At 60.9% G+C, this 14,035-nt stretch carries 10 protein-coding genes and 1 pseudogene; 5 read left to right on the forward strand and 6 right to left on the reverse strand.

The features are described 5' to 3' along the window. Positions 1–11: 11 nt before the first annotated feature. Together QU606_RS29065 and QU606_RS29070 are read right to left on the reverse strand one after the other, a co-directional pair. Positions 12–854, reverse strand: a complete 843-nt coding sequence (locus tag QU606_RS29065; protein ID WP_024077155.1) for a mechanosensitive ion channel family protein — start codon at positions 852–854, stop codon at positions 12–14. 135 nt (positions 855–989) lie between these two features. Next, positions 990–1,475 carry a YajQ family cyclic di-GMP-binding protein gene (locus QU606_RS29070; protein WP_003193880.1) on the reverse strand — a complete coding sequence of 162 codons (486 nt, stop codon included), beginning with the start codon at positions 1,473–1,475 and terminating at the stop codon, positions 990–992. Positions 1,476–1,597: 122 nt separating this feature from the next. Here QU606_RS29070 and QU606_RS29075 point away from each other — a divergent pair, with 122 nt between their 5' ends. From QU606_RS29075 to QU606_RS29085, 3 genes are read left to right on the forward strand one after another with little or no spacing between them, the layout of a single operon-like run. Next, positions 1,598–2,515, forward strand: coding sequence for a putative 2-dehydropantoate 2-reductase (locus QU606_RS29075; protein WP_069077451.1), 918 nt, complete (start codon positions 1,598–1,600; stop codon positions 2,513–2,515). A 45-nt stretch (positions 2,516–2,560) separates the two neighbouring features. Further along, positions 2,561–4,597 carry an ATP-binding protein gene (locus QU606_RS29080; RefSeq protein ID WP_024077157.1) on the forward strand — a complete coding sequence of 679 codons (2,037 nt, stop codon included), beginning with the start codon at positions 2,561–2,563 and terminating at the stop codon, positions 4,595–4,597. Between the two features lie 2 nt (positions 4,598–4,599). After that, positions 4,600–5,178, forward strand: a complete 579-nt coding sequence (locus QU606_RS29085) for a cob(I)yrinic acid a,c-diamide adenosyltransferase (protein ID WP_024077158.1) — start codon at positions 4,600–4,602, stop codon at positions 5,176–5,178. A 127-nt stretch (positions 5,179–5,305) separates the two neighbouring features. On the opposite strand, the gene QU606_RS29090 is transcribed toward QU606_RS29085, so the two are convergent. The 3 genes from QU606_RS29090 to secA all read right to left on the reverse strand — a co-directional run bounded on the left by QU606_RS29090 (position 5,306) and on the right by secA (position 10,478). Next, positions 5,306–6,250 carry a Nudix family hydrolase gene (locus tag QU606_RS29090; RefSeq protein ID WP_024077159.1) on the reverse strand — a complete coding sequence of 315 codons (945 nt, stop codon included), beginning with the start codon at positions 6,248–6,250 and terminating at the stop codon, positions 5,306–5,308. A 150-nt stretch (positions 6,251–6,400) separates the two neighbouring features. Next, positions 6,401–7,618, reverse strand: coding sequence for a bifunctional glutamate N-acetyltransferase/amino-acid acetyltransferase ArgJ (gene argJ / locus QU606_RS29095; RefSeq protein ID WP_024077160.1), 1,218 nt, complete (start codon positions 7,616–7,618; stop codon positions 6,401–6,403). A gap of 124 nt (positions 7,619–7,742) precedes the next feature. Next, complete coding sequence (gene secA / locus QU606_RS29100; protein WP_024077161.1) at positions 7,743–10,478, reverse strand: preprotein translocase subunit SecA; 2,736 nt, start codon at positions 10,476–10,478, stop codon at positions 7,743–7,745. Positions 10,479–10,783: 305 nt separating this feature from the next. Between secA and QU606_RS29105 the strand changes: the two genes are divergently transcribed. Continuing rightward, positions 10,784–11,239, forward strand: a complete 456-nt coding sequence (locus QU606_RS29105) for a DUF721 domain-containing protein (RefSeq protein ID WP_024077162.1) — start codon at positions 10,784–10,786, stop codon at positions 11,237–11,239. Between the two features lie 4 nt (positions 11,240–11,243). Here QU606_RS29105 and QU606_RS29110 read toward each other — a convergent pair whose 3' ends face one another. Further along, the gene (locus tag QU606_RS29110; protein WP_024077163.1) at positions 11,244–12,722 is read right to left on the reverse strand and encodes a helicase HerA-like domain-containing protein; all 1,479 of its coding nucleotides are present in this window, start codon (positions 12,720–12,722) and stop codon (positions 11,244–11,246) included. 204 nt (positions 12,723–12,926) lie between these two features. On the opposite strand from QU606_RS29110, the pseudogene QU606_RS33120 reads away from it, so the two are divergent. Further along, positions 12,927–13,958, forward strand: a pseudogene (locus QU606_RS33120) (cache domain-containing protein); the annotation flags it as partial. Positions 13,959–14,035 lie beyond the last annotated feature (77 nt).

Raw genomic sequence — 14,035 nt, forward strand, 5'->3', positions numbered from 1 at the left:
GACGCTTTCGCTTACTTCGGCGCAGCCTCTTGCATGACTCGTATAACTCGCTGCGGAAATGGAATATCAATCCCGGCTGCCTTTAAACGGTCACGCGACAGTTCATTAAGCATGAACACTACATCCCAATAATCCGGGGTATTGGTCCAGCAACGCAGAGAAACAGTGATTGAGCTGTCACCCAGGGTCGACACCACGGCAACAGGCGCAGGGTCAGCCAGCACGCGCGGATCTTTCGCCAGCTCCAGCAGCACTTCGCGGGCTTTTTGCAGATCGGCCTCGTAATCCACCCCCACATCGAACACCACCTTGCGGGTCGGCTGACGGTTGGTGTTGGTGATAATGCCATTGGACAGGATGCCGTTCGGCACGATCACGGTCTTGTTGTCGCCGGTGCGCAGCACGGTGTGGAAGATCTGGATGCTGTCGACGGTACCGGCGGTGCCCTGGGCTTCGATCCAGTCGCCGATACGGAACGGACGGAACAACAGAATCAGCACCCCGCCGGCGAAGTTGGCCAGGCTGCCTTGCAATGCCAGGCCGATGGCCAGGGTAGCCGCACCGATAGCCGCGACGAACGAGGTGGTTGCCACGCCGATCATCGAGGCCACGCTGACGATCAGCATGACTTTCAGTGCAATGTTCGCAAGGCTGGTGATGAAGTGCTGCAGCGCCAGGTCCGCGTTACGCATGGCCAGCAGGCGGCCCACGCGGTGGGTCAATACGTTGATCAGCCACCAGCCAATGGCCAGGGTGATCACCGCCAGCAACACCCGGCTGCCGTATTCCATGATCATCGGGATCCACGACTGCGACGTCTTGATCAAGTGATCCATTTCAGCGTTTAAATCCATGTAGCTTCTCCTGTGTGGCGGATGTGCGGCTTATTGACGGCCTAGAAACACAAATGAGCCCCGTAGGGCTCAAGTGCAGGCGTGGGTTCTGGGGCGTGGGACGTCGAAAACGCCCGCAGGTTCCCCGAAGTGCCATCAGTCGCGGAAGTTATTGAACTGCAGCGGCATGTCGAATGTCTTGGCGCGCAGGGCCGCGATTGCCTCTTGCAGGTCGTCACGCTTCTTGCCGGTGACACGTACCTGCTCACCCTGGATGGCAGCCTGGACTTTCAGCTTGGCATCCTTGATATGGGCGACGATCTTCTTCGCCAGCTCCTTGTCGATGCCTTCCTTGAGCACGGCTTCCTGCTTCATCAGCTTGCCGGAGGCGTAGGCGTCCTTGACTTCAAGGCACTGCACGTCGATCTTGCGCTTGACCAGGGCCAGCTTGAGGATCTCGATCATCGCTTCCAGCTGGAAATCGGCTTCAGCGGTCAAGTTGACAGTCAGTTCCTTTTCCTTGAATTCGAAGCTGCCCTTGCCTTTCAAGTCATAGCGGCGGTCCAGTTCCTTGACGGCGTTCTCGACGGCGTTGGTGACTTCGTGTTTGTCCAGTTCGGATACCACGTCGAACGAAGGCATGTCATTTCTCCAATATAAAGGGCGGACTCAGTAAAGATGGAGCGCGCCGAGCTAAAATGCCGGGGCATTATAGCGGTTCTTTCGCCCCATTCACCGTGGGCGCCCCTACGGAGCACAAACTGATGTCGACCCCTTGGCACATTCTCGGCGCCGGCAGCCTCGGCACACTCTGGGCCACCCGCCTGACGCGCGCCGGCGTGCCCGTGAGGCTGATCCTGCGCGATGAGGCGCGCCTGGCCAGCTACCAGGCGGGGCCAGGGCTGACCCTGGTGGAGCAAGGCGTAGCACACACCTACCCTGTGATCGGCGAAACACCCGACAGCCCCGGGCCGATTCATCGTCTGCTGGTGGCGTGCAAAGCCTACGACGCCCAGGGTGCCATCGCCCGGTTGCAGCATCGACTGGTACCGGACGCCGAACTGATCCTCTTGCAAAACGGCCTGGGCAGCCAGGACGCCGTCGCGGCGCAACTGCCCCAGGCGCGCTGCATCTTCGCCTCCAGCACCGAAGGCGCGTTTCGCGACGGCGACTGGCGCGTGGTATTCGCCGGGCATGGCTACACCTGGCTGGGCGACGCTCAGCACCCCACTCCACCGCTATGGCTGGATGACCTGCAAGCTGCGGGCATCCCCCACGAATGGAGCACCGACATCCTCACCCGCCTGTGGCGCAAACTCGCGCTCAATTGCGCGATCAACCCGCTGACGGTGCTGTACCAATGCCGAAATGGCGGCCTGCAGGCACATCAGTGTGAAGTCGCGACCCTGTGCGCCGAACTGAGCGAGCTGCTCGAATGCTGCGGCCAGCCTGCCGCCGCGCAAGATCTGCACAGTGAGGTAGAGCGAGTGATCCAGGCCACGGCCGCCAATTACTCCTCGATGTACCAGGACGTGGCCAACGCGCGGCGCACCGAAATCAGCTACCTGCTGGGCTATGCGTGCCAGGCGGCCAACCGTCATCAATTGGTCCTGCCGCACTTGCAACAGGTGCAGATGCGCCTGGTCGAGCAGTTGATTGCACGCGGATTGCCCAGCGACTGAGGCACGCGCTACCCTGCCCACTTGTCTATTACCTGTGGAAAACTGATGCCACTGCGCCAGCGTCTCGAAAATCTCCCGGTGGGGCAAAAGCTGCTGGCCGCCCTACTGGTGCTGCTGACCACTGTATTGCTGGTGGCCAACCTGACCTTTATCAGCGCCGCCTACTGGATTTCCCAGGAAAGCATGGCGCCCCAGGCCTTGCAGGCCATCGGTCGGCTGGTGTCCAACCCGGCACTCGCCGCCGAAGCCCTGGAATCTCCAGCCAAGGCCGACGCCCTGCTCAATGAACTGACCAGCTATTCGCCGCTGCGCGCCGCCGCACTGTACGACGGCGAAGGCAACCGCCTGGCGCAGATGCAACATGGCGACCGCCTGCACTTGCCGGACAGCTACCGGCATATCGAGGCCTGGCGGGTCACTGAATTCCGCAGCAACCAGGTGATCACCCTGCCTCGCGCGGGCCAGCCATCCGGGCATTTGCTGCTGGTGGCCAGCAGTGAGCTGCCGGTGGCGTTCTACACCGGTACGCTGACCGCCAGCCTGGGTATCCTGATTTTCAGCGTACTGCTGTGGCTGGTCATCGCCCGGCAGATCAAACGCTTGATCACGCGCCCCATCCATGAGCTGGAAGAGCTGTCCCGCCAGGTCACCCGCGAAGAGAACTACGCCCTGCGCGCCGGCCGCGGCAACCGCGATGAAATCGGCAGCCTGGCCGAGGCCTTCAATACCATGCTGTCGCGTATCGAAGCCCGCGAACAGCAGCTCAAGCGCGCGCGGGACGACTCCCAGGCCGCCTATTCCCAGGCCCAGGGCCTGGCCGAGGAGACGCGCCACACCAACCGCAAGCTGGAACTGGAAGTCCAGGTGCGCAGCAAGATCGAGAAAAAACTCACCGGTTTCCAGAATTACCTGAACAGTATCATCGACTCCATGCCGTCGGCGCTGATCGCCCTGGATGAGCAGCTCTATGTCACCCAGTGGAACCAGGAAGCCAGCGCGCTTTCCGGTACGCGCCTCGACGAAGCCTTGAACCAGCCGATCTACCTCGCCTTCCAACCCCTCAAGCCATACCTGCCGCAAATCAAGGCTACCGTCGAGCAACACACGGTGGAACGCATCGAGCGGGTCACCTGGATCAAGGACGATGAGCCCAAGCATTACGCCCTGACCTTCTACCCGCTGACGGGCGGTGCCGGGCGCGGCGTGGTGATCCGCATCGATGACATCACCCAGCGCCTGTCCCTGGAAGAAATGATGGTGCAGTCGGAAAAAATGCTTTCCGTCGGCGGGCTCGCGGCCGGCATGGCCCATGAGATCAACAACCCGCTGGGAGCGATCCTGCATAACGTGCAAAACATCCGCCGCCGCTTGTCGCCCGACCTGCCCAAGAACCTGGAACAGGCCGAGCAGGTTGGCATCGACCTGGACACGGTCAACCGCTACCTGCAAAGCCGCGAAGTGCCGCAGCTGCTCGACGGCATCCAGCAAGCCGGCGCGCGGGCGGCGAAGATCGTGACCCATATGCTCAGTTTCAGCCGCCGCAGCAATCGGCAAATGGCGCCTTGCGACTTGCCGGCCCTGATCGACCAGGCCGTGGAAATTGCCGGTAATGACTTCGACCTCGCCATCGGCTTCGACTTCAAGGGCCAGGCGATCATCCGCCAATTCGACCCGCAACTGGGCCCGGTGCCCGGCACCGCCAACGAGCTGGAGCAGGTGTTGCTCAACCTGCTGAAAAACGCAGCCCAGGCCATTCACCTGCGCGGGGACGATCGCGAGCCGGGACGCATCATCCTGCGCACTCGGCTTAATCCGCCCTGGGCCGAAATCCAGGTGGAAGACAACGGTATCGGCATGAGCGAAAACGTGCGCAAACGCACGTTCGAGCCATTCTTCACCACCAAGGAGATCGGCCAGGGCACCGGGCTTGGGCTGTCGGTGTCGTACTTCATCATCACCAACAACCATAAGGGCCAGATGGAGGTGCACTCCACCTTGGGCCAAGGTACCTGCTTCACCTTGCGCCTGCCCCTGGCGGGCAGCCAATTGTCCCCCGCTGAACTTACCCAACTGGAGCACTGACCATGGGCTTTCGCCTGTCGAAGATTTACACCCGTACCGGCGACCAGGGTGAAACCGGCCTCGGCGACGGTCGCCGCGTGCCCAAGGACCACCCACGGGTGGAAGCCATTGGCGAAGTCGATACGCTGAACAGTCAGTTGGGGTTGCTGCTGGCGTATCTCGAAGCACTCGGCGGGCAGCATCCAGGCTTACAAGACGTGATCGAGGTGCTTACGCCTTGCCAGCATCGATTGTTCGATCTGGGCGGCGAGTTGGCGATGCCGGAGTACAAGGCACTGAATGCGGCGGAAGTTGATCGGCTGGAAGCAGCGATTGATCGCTGGAACGAGGAAGTCGGACCGCTGGAAAACTTTATCTTGCCTGGTGGTTCAGCGCTGATTGCCCAGGCCCATGTATGCCGCAGCCTGGCGCGCAGTGCCGAGCGGCGCTGTCAGCATCTGAATGCTGTAGAGCCGTTGGAAGGGGTGGGGTTGGCGTATATCAATCGGCTGTCGGATTTGCTGTTTGTGGCGGCGCGGGTGATTGCCAAGCGCCAGGGTGTTGCAGAAGTGTTGTGGCAGGCGGCGGCGAAGCCGCACTGATGATGATTCGGTGACTGATTGGGCCTCATCGGGGGTGCCCCCTCCCACATGTTGATCACATTCCAAAGTTGGAACTCGGTCGAATGTGGGAGGGGGCTTGCCCCCGATAGGGCCCTTCAGAGCACCATCAAAGCTCAGGCCAGAACGCCCGAATCCCTGCGACACCTTGAGCGCCGGCTTCCCACGCCTGCTCCCGCTGCGCAGGCCCAACCCCGCCTAACAGAAACACCGGTTTGCTGAACCCACGGATCAACTCTGCCGCCAGTTCCCAGCCCAACGGTTGGGCATCAGGATGGGTCTGGGTCGGCTGCACGGGCGACAGCGTGACAAAATCCACGTCCATCATTTCCGCCAGCGCCAGTTCTTCGGCGTTGTGGCAGGAAGCCGCCAGCCAACGATCCTTGGGCAGCGGGCGGCCCTTGCTCGCGTATTTGCGCAGTTGCGCGGCGGTCATGTGCCAGCCGGCCGCCGGAAAATCCCCCAGCCATTCAAACGGCCCCTTGAGCATCAACTGCGCCTTACCGGCGCACAGCCCCACTGCGTCCACCGCAAGGTCACGGTACTTGGGGTCATAACCGTTGGGGGCACGCAACTGAACCAGTTTGACGCCACCGGCAATGGCTTTCTGGATACCACGCAACAATGTCGGAGTTTCCAGCTCGCCCGGGGTGATCAGGTATTCGGCGGGCAGGCGTGCGGCGGCAACGATCGGCGCATTGGCTGCCGGAAACTCATAGTTGAGCAAATCCCGTTGGGCCACCCACGCCAGCGGCTGCCCTTCAGCACCATGGGGCTCGCCGGTAAAGGCCGAGACTTCCCAGACATCCAGCAACACCTGCTTGTCCGGGTAGTCATGCTGCACCTTGATCAGTGGCCGCGCCGTGGTGACCTGGATACCCAGCTCTTCCTGCAACTCGCGGGACAGCGCGGTGGCGACCGACTCGTCGGCCTCCACCTTGCCGCCAGGAAACTCCCAGAGACCGCCCTGATGCTGGGTATCGGCGCGGCGCGCCAGCAGGATCCTGCCATCGACGCCGCGGATCACCGCTGCTGCTACATGCACTCGTTTCACGCCACTGTCTCCCTTACAAGCTTTGAGCTGCCCTTTGCAGGAGCGAGCCTACTCGCGAAAAACGCCCAGGCACCGCGTGCATCCAGAATGTCCGCGTTATCGTTGACGTTCTTCACGAGCAAGCTCGCGCCTACAAGGTAACGTTCGTTTTCAGGTGCGGTATTCCGCATTGATCTTCACGTATTCGTGGGACAGGTCGGTGGTCCAGATGGTTTCGCTGCAGTTACCACGCCCCAGTTCGATGCGGATGGTGATTTCTTCCTGCTGCATCACCGCCGAGCCCTGGGCTTCGGTGTAGGTCTCGGCGCGCGCGCCACCGCTGGCGATGCATACGTCGCCGAGGAACACGTCGATCTTGCTCACATCCAGGTCCGGCACGCCGGCACGACCGACGGCGGCGAGGATACGCCCCCAGTTCGGGTCGGAGGCGAACAGTGCAGTCTTGATCAGTGGCGAATGGGCCACGGTATAACCGACATCCAGGCATTCCTGGTGGTTGCCGCCGCCGTTGACTTCAACCGTGACGAACTTGGTTGCGCCTTCGCCGTCACGCACGATGGCCTGGGCCACGTCCATGCACACTTCGAACACCGCCTGCTTCAATGCAGTAAACAGCGGCCCGTTGGCTTCGGTGATTTGCGGCAGGTTGGCTTGGCCAGTGGCGATCAGCATGCAGCAATCGTTGGTGGAGGTATCGCCATCAATGGTGATGCGGTTGAACGACTTGTTGGCGCCATCCAGGATCAGGCGTTGCAGCACATCGCGGGAAACTTTGGCGTCGGTGGCAATGTAGCCGAGCATGGTGGCCATGTTCGGGCGAATCATGCCCGCACCTTTGCTGATGCCGGTCACGGTGACCGTCACGCCTTCGTGCACGAATTGGCGGCTCGCACCTTTGGGCAGGGTGTCGGTGGTCATGATGCCAGTGGCGGCGGCCGCCCAGTTATCCACAGACAGGTCATCCAACGCGGCTTGCAGGGCCGCTTCGATTTTTTCCACGGGCAGCGGCTCGCCGATCACGCCGGTGGAGTACGGCAGTACCTGGCTGGCGTCCACGCCGGTCAGTTGCGCCAGCTTGGCGCAAGTGCGGGCGGCGGCGACCAGGCCAGGTTCACCGGTGCCGGCGTTGGCATTGCCGGTGTTGGTCAACAGGTAACGAATCGGGCCGGCCACGCGCTGCTTGGCCAGGATCACCGGCGCGGCGCAGAAGGCGTTGAGGGTGAACACACCAGCGACGGTCGAGCCTTCGGCACAGCGCATCACCACCACATCCTTGCGCCCCGGGCGTTTGATGCCGGCCGAAGCGATACCGAGTTCAAAACCGGCAACCGGGTGCAAAGTGGGCAAAGGACCAAGACCAACAGCCATGAATGCGCTCCTTAAAAATAGGTGATGTCTGTGCCGTCGCGTTCGACGGTAGGAATTAATGGCAAAACGCCGCGACGGCTGATGCCGGTCGCGGCGCGGGGTGTTGCAGCGTCAGGCGAAAATCTTAGTTGATTTCGCCGTGGCAGTGTTTGTACTTCTTGCCCGAACCGCACCAGCACAGCTCGTTACGGCCCAGCTTCTGCTCGTTGCGCACGGGGGTCTGGGCCAGGGCCACATCGACCTCCTCGCCCAACACCTCAGGAGCCTCGAGACCTGGCGCTTCGTCATGCTGGAATTGCATGCGCGCAGCCAAGGCCTCCGCTTCCTGGCGCAGGCGAGCTTCTTCCTCGACAGGATCTTCGCGACGCACCTGGACGTGGGACAACACGCGAATCGAATCGCGCTTGATCGAATCCAGCAGCTCGGAGAACAGCGTGAACGACTCGCGCTTGTACTCCTGCTTAGGGTTCTTCTGGGCATAGCCACGCAGGTGGATGCCATGACGCAGGTGGTCCATGGTCGACAGGTGGTCTTTCCACAGGTCATCCAGTACGCGCAGTACGATTTGTTTTTCGAAAGTACGCAGGGCTTCGGCGCTCGCCTGCTCTTCTTTCTCGTTGTACGCGGCCAGCAGCTCGGTCATGAGCTTCTCGCGCAGGGTTTCCTCGTACAGGTGGTCGTCTTCGTCGAGCCATTGCTGGACCGGCAAGTCAACACCGAAGTCGCTCTTCAACGCAGCTTCCAGACCGGCAACATCCCACTGCTCAGGCAGGGACTGTGGCGGAATGTGCGCGCTGACGGTGGCGTTGAGCACGTCCTGGCGGAAATCGGCAATGGTCTCGCCAATGTTGTCGGCGGCCAGCAACGTGTTACGCATGTGATAGATCACTTTACGCTGTTCGTTGTTGACGTCATCGAACTCGAGCAGTTGCTTACGAATGTCGAAGTTACGACCTTCTACCTTGCGCTGGGCCTTCTCGATGGCGTTGGTCACCATGCGGTGCTCGATCGCTTCACCGGACTGCATGCCCAGGGCCTTCATGAAGTTCTTCACCCGATCCGAGGCGAAGATACGCATCAGGCTGTCTTCCAGCGACAGGTAGAAACGGCTGGAACCGGCGTCACCCTGACGACCGGCACGACCACGCAGCTGGTTGTCGATACGGCGCGACTCGTGGCGCTCGGAAGCGATCACCTGCAGGCCACCGGACTCCAGCACCGCCTGGTGGCGTTTCTGCCAGTCGGCCTTGATCTGGGCGATCTGCTCAGGGGTCGGGTTGTCCAGGGACGCGACTTCCACTTCCCAGTTGCCGCCCAACAGGATGTCGGTACCACGACCGGCCATGTTGGTGGCGATGGTCAGCGCGCCTGGGCGGCCGGCCTGGGCGATGATCTCGGCTTCTTTTTCGTGGAACTTGGCGTTGAGGACCTTGTGCTCGATGCCTTCCTTGTTGAGCAGGTTGGACACATGCTCGGAAGTCTCGATGGTGGCGGTACCCACCAGGATAGGACGACCCTGGGCCATGCCGTCCTTGATGTCATTGATGATCGCCGCGTATTTCTCTTCGGCGGTCAGGAACACCAGGTCGTTGAAGTCTTTACGCGCCAATGGCTTGTTCGGCGGAATGACCACCACCGACAGACCGTAGATCTGGTGGAACTCGAACGCTTCGGTGTCGGCGGTACCGGTCATGCCGGACAGCTTGTTGTACAGACGGAAGTAGTTCTGGAAAGTCGTGGACGCCAACGTCTGGCTTTCAGCCTGGATGTTGAGCATTTCCTTGGCTTCGATGGCCTGGTGCAGGCCTTCGGACAGACGACGACCCGGCATGGTACGGCCGGTGTGTTCGTCAACCAGTACGACCTGGCCGTCCTGGACGATGTATTCGACGTTGCGATGGAACAGCTTGTGGGCGCGCAGGCCAGCATACACGTGGGTCAACAGGCCCAGGTTGTGTGCCGAGTACAGGCTTTCGCCCTCGGCCAGCAGGCCGATCTGGGTCAGCATGTCTTCGACGAACTGGTGGCCGGCTTCGTTGAGTTCGACCTGGCGGGTCTTCTCGTCGATGGTGAAGTGACCTTCTTTGGTCACCACGCCTTCCACTTCCTCGATGTGCTGCTCCAGGCGCGGGATCAACTTGTTGATCTCGGTGTACAGGCGCGAGCTGTCTTCGGCCTGGCCGGAGATGATCAGCGGGGTACGGGCTTCGTCGATGAGGATGGAGTCGACTTCGTCGATGACGGCAAAGTTGAGTTCACGCTGGAATTTTTCTTCCATGCTGAACGCCATGTTGTCGCGCAGGTAGTCGAAGCCGAATTCGTTGTTGGTACCGTAGGTGATGTCGGCAGCGTAGGCCGCGCGTTTTTCTTCCGGCGGTTGGAACGGCGTCACGACACCGACGGTCAGGCCGAGGAATTCATACAGCGGGCGCATCCAGTTGGCGTCCCGGCGGGCCAGGTAGTCGTTCACCGTCACAACATGCACGCCCTTGCCGGACAGTGCGTTGAGGTAAACACCCAGGGTCGCCACCAGGGTCTTGCCTTCACCGGTACGCATTTCGGCAATCATGCCTTCATGCAAGGTCATGCCGCCGATCAACTGGACGTCGAAGTGGCGCATGCCCATGACGCGCTTACCGGCTTCACGGGCAACCGCAAAGGCTTCGGGGAGCAGCTTGTCGAGGGTTTCACCTTTGGCTATGCGGGCCTTGAACTCTTCGGTCTTGGCGCGCAATTGCTCGTCCGAAAGGGCAACCATCTGCTCTTCGAAGGCATTGACCAGCTGCACCGTCTTGAGCATGCGTTTGACTTCGCGCTCATTCTTGCTTCCAAAAAGTTTCTTTAACAAAGGCGCAAACATATCGGCAGGTTCTTCCACACATAGGGATGGAGGGCGCACCGTGAGTGGCCCGAGCAGCCCTCACGGCCGCATGCGAACGCGCATTCTACCCGGAATCGTGGGTGAGGAAAGTGGCGTTGTTCCCCGATGCTGGCATGGTGCTGTGAGAGGGCTTGTTTAAAATAAGGGCTTTTGCTGGAACTTCAACCCATGGAGCCCAGAAGTTATCTATTGATTTCACGGGTAAAGCCTCGCCAATGCATTGCCTGGGGGTGCCTGGGCGGATTCTGCTAAGATGGCCGCTCTGTTACTTTAGGTGTCTGATCATGGCATTTCGCCCTCTTACAGCCCGCGCGCCCAGCGTGTTGCTTCGCGAAGCCAAGCCGTTGAAAGCCATCTTTGGCCATGCGCAACGCTTGGGCCATTTGCAACGCCTGCTTGAAACCCAACTGCAACCTGCCGCGCGGGAACACTGTCATGTGGCCTCCTGGCGCGAAGGCAACCTGCTGCTAATTGTCACAGATGGCCATTGGGCGACACGCCTGCGCTATCAGCAAAAACGCCTGCAACGGCAATTGATGGCCTTCGATGAGTTCGCCAGCCTGACGCGGATCCAGTTCAAGGTGCAACCGCCAACCGTGCAGCAAGGCGCGGTCGGGCACACAATCAATTTATCGGTGAACGCGGCCGAGACCATTCAAGCCACGGCCGACGGCATCAGCGACCCGGGCTTGCGCGCGGCACTGGAGCGCCTGGCCGCGCATGCCAAGCCCAAGCCCTGATCCGTTATTTGCGCTTGCTCCCCCCCAGTAAAGACCCCAACAAGCCCCGCACCAATTGCCGCCCCATCTGATTGGCGGCTTGCTGCATGGCGGACTTGAGCGCCTTGCCCGCCGCAGTCCCCAGGAACGCACCGGCCTTATCGGTAAAGCTCGGCTCCTGGGCTGCAGGCGTGGACGCCTCGGCAGGCCCCAATTCCTTGCGCGCCATCAGTACTTCATAGGCCGACTCTCGATCAATCGGCTTGTCATAACGGCCTTGCAACGGCGAACTGGCGACCAAGGCGGCACGTTCACCGTCACTGAGCGGCCCGATCCGCGATTGTGGCGGTGCGACCAACACGCGCTGGACGACTTCCGGTGTGCCTTTTTCCTGCAAGGTGCCCACCAATGCCTCGCCCGTACCCAACTCCGTCAGGACCGCCAAGGCATCGAACGCCGGGTTGGGGCGAAAGCCGTCCGCCACCGCTCGCAGGGATTTCTGCTCCTTAGTGGTGAACGCACGCAACCCATGCTGGATACGCAGGCCCAGTTGCGCCAGCACCGCATCAGGCAAATCGCCAGGGGATTGGGTGACGAAATACACCCCCACCCCCTTGGAGCGAATCAATCGAACCACTTGTTCCAGGCGGTCCTGCAAGGCCTTGGGCGTGTCGGCGAATAATAAGTGGGCCTCGTCAAAAAACAGCGCCAGCAGCGGTTTGTCCGCATCGCCGCGCTCCGGCAGCTGCTCAAACAACTCAGCGAGCAGCCACAGCAGAAAGGTCGCATAGACCTTCGGCGCGTCATGCACCAGGCGGCTGGCGTCCAGCAAGTGGATGCGTCCGCGTCCGTCGCTGGCAGGCTGCAAAATATCCTCAAGCTGCAGGGCCGGCTCGCCAAACAAGGCTTCGGCCCCCTGCTGCTCCAGCACCGCCAGGCGCCGCAACAATGCCTGGCTGGAACCCGTGGTCATCAGCGCGGCATCTTCCCCCAGCAGTTCCGGGTGATAGCGCAGGTGGTTGAGCAGTGCCTTGAGGTCCTTGAGGTCCAGCAGCAACAGGCCTTCGCGATCTGCCACCTTGAATGCCGCGTAGAGCGCCGACTGCTGGCTGTCCGTCAACTCCAGCAGGCTGCCGAGCAACAGCGGGCCCATTTCGCTGATCGTGGTGCGCAAGGGATGACCAGACTGGCCATGAATGTCCCACAGCGTGACCGGATACGCTTTGCTCGTGTAATGAAGAAAGGGCATGCCGGCGATGCGTTCGGCCACCTTGCCCTGCGGGTTCGCCGCAGCGCCCAGGCCACAGAGGTCACCCTTTATATCGGCGGCAAATACCGCCACGCCCGCATCACTGAACGCCTCGGCCAGGCGTTGCAGCGTGACGGTCTTGCCCGTGCCGGTGGCGCCAGCAATCAACCCGTGGCGGTTGGCCAGGCGCATGGCCTGGGCGATGGGCTGGTCGTCGGGACCGGCACCAATAAGGAGTTGCGAGGAATCAGGCATTTCGTCACCTATGGTTAATCTTTCGTGCCGCCAGTCGATACAGACAGATGTGAGACCCACAAAGTCTAAAAATAGGTCAGATAGTTCCTACAGGGACCCACAGAGCTATCGCCAAGAAGTATCACACCTTTTTTGACACTGCCATTTTGCGCCTCCCACAAGGACGCGCTTCGGATATAAAGACCTTAGCGGACCCTTCAAGCCATGAATAAAAATCTGCGTTTCAGCCATAAAATCCTGCTTGCAGCCTCCCTTATCGTCATTGCCGCCTTCGCGCTGTTTACCCTCTACAACGACTACCTGCAACGCAACGCGATTCGCGACGACCTGAATAACTACCTGCATGAAATGGGCGATGTCACCGCCAACAACATTCAAACCTGGCTCACCGGGCGCATTGCGTTGGTGGAAAACGCTGCGCAAAACATCGCCATCAATCCCGAACCAAGCGTGGTTGCCAGCCTGCTGGAACAGAAAGCCCTGACCTCTGCATTCATGGCGACCTACGTGGGCGACAGCAAAGGCGCCTTCACCATCCGTCCCGACACCAAGATGCCGGACGGCTTCGACCCGCGCGTTCGCCCCTGGTACAAAGGCGCCCAGAACAGCAACGGTTCGACCCTGACCGAACCCTACATCGATGCCGCAACCGGGCAATTGATCATCTCCATCGCCACCCCCAGCGCCAAGGGCAGCCAGAGCATCGGCGTGGTCGGCGGCGACCTGAGCCTGCAAACCCTGGTGGACAACATCGCAGCCTTGAACTTCGGCGGCATGGGCTATGCGTTCCTGGTCAGCGCCGACGGCAAAGTGTTGGTGCACCCGGACAAAAACCTGGTGATGAAGACCCTGGCGGACGTCTACCCGACACACACACCCAAAATCAGCGGTGATTTCAGTGAGGTCCAAGCCAATGGCAAAGACAACATCGTGACCTTCACGCCAATCAAAGGGCTGCCATCGGTGAACTGGTACCTGGGTATTTCGGTGGATAAAGACAAATCCTTCGCCATGCTCAGCGAATTCCGTACCTCGGCCGTCATCGCTACCGTCATTGCCGTGGTGATCATCATCGCCCTGCTGGGCATGCTGATTCGCGTCTTGATGCAACCGCTGCACGTGATGACCCGTGCCATGCAGGACATCGCCGACGGTGAGGGTGACCTGACCCGCCGGCTGACCATCCAGAACCACGACGAGTTCGGCATCCTGGGGAATGCGTTCAACCGCTTCGTGGAACGCATTCATACATCGATTCGCGAAGTGTCCTCGGCCACCGAGCACGTCAACGAAGTGGCCCTGCGGGTGGTCAG

The organism is Pseudomonas sp. OVF7, from assembly GCF_030644265.1.
Lineage (GTDB): Bacteria > Pseudomonadota > Gammaproteobacteria > Pseudomonadales > Pseudomonadaceae > Aquipseudomonas > Aquipseudomonas gorinensis.

Coding starts and splice junctions, on each gene's coding strand:
- QU606_RS29110 (WP_024077163.1), bottom strand. CDS start 12,722: ATGCCTGATTCCTCGCAACTCCTTATTGGTGCCGGTCCCGACGACCAG.
- secA (WP_024077161.1), bottom strand. CDS start 10,478: ATGTTTGCGCCTTTGTTAAAGAAACTTTTTGGAAGCAAGAATGAGCGC.
- argJ (WP_024077160.1), bottom strand. CDS start 7,618: ATGGCTGTTGGTCTTGGTCCTTTGCCCACTTTGCACCCGGTTGCCGGT.
- QU606_RS29085 (WP_024077158.1), top strand. CDS start 4,600: ATGGGCTTTCGCCTGTCGAAGATTTACACCCGTACCGGCGACCAGGGT.
- QU606_RS29080 (WP_024077157.1), top strand. CDS start 2,561: ATGCCACTGCGCCAGCGTCTCGAAAATCTCCCGGTGGGGCAAAAGCTG.
- QU606_RS29070 (WP_003193880.1), bottom strand. CDS start 1,475: ATGCCTTCGTTCGACGTGGTATCCGAACTGGACAAACACGAAGTCACC.
- QU606_RS29075 (WP_069077451.1), top strand. CDS start 1,598: ATGTCGACCCCTTGGCACATTCTCGGCGCCGGCAGCCTCGGCACACTC.
- QU606_RS29105 (WP_024077162.1), top strand. CDS start 10,784: ATGGCATTTCGCCCTCTTACAGCCCGCGCGCCCAGCGTGTTGCTTCGC.
- QU606_RS29065 (WP_024077155.1), bottom strand. CDS start 854: ATGGATTTAAACGCTGAAATGGATCACTTGATCAAGACGTCGCAGTCG.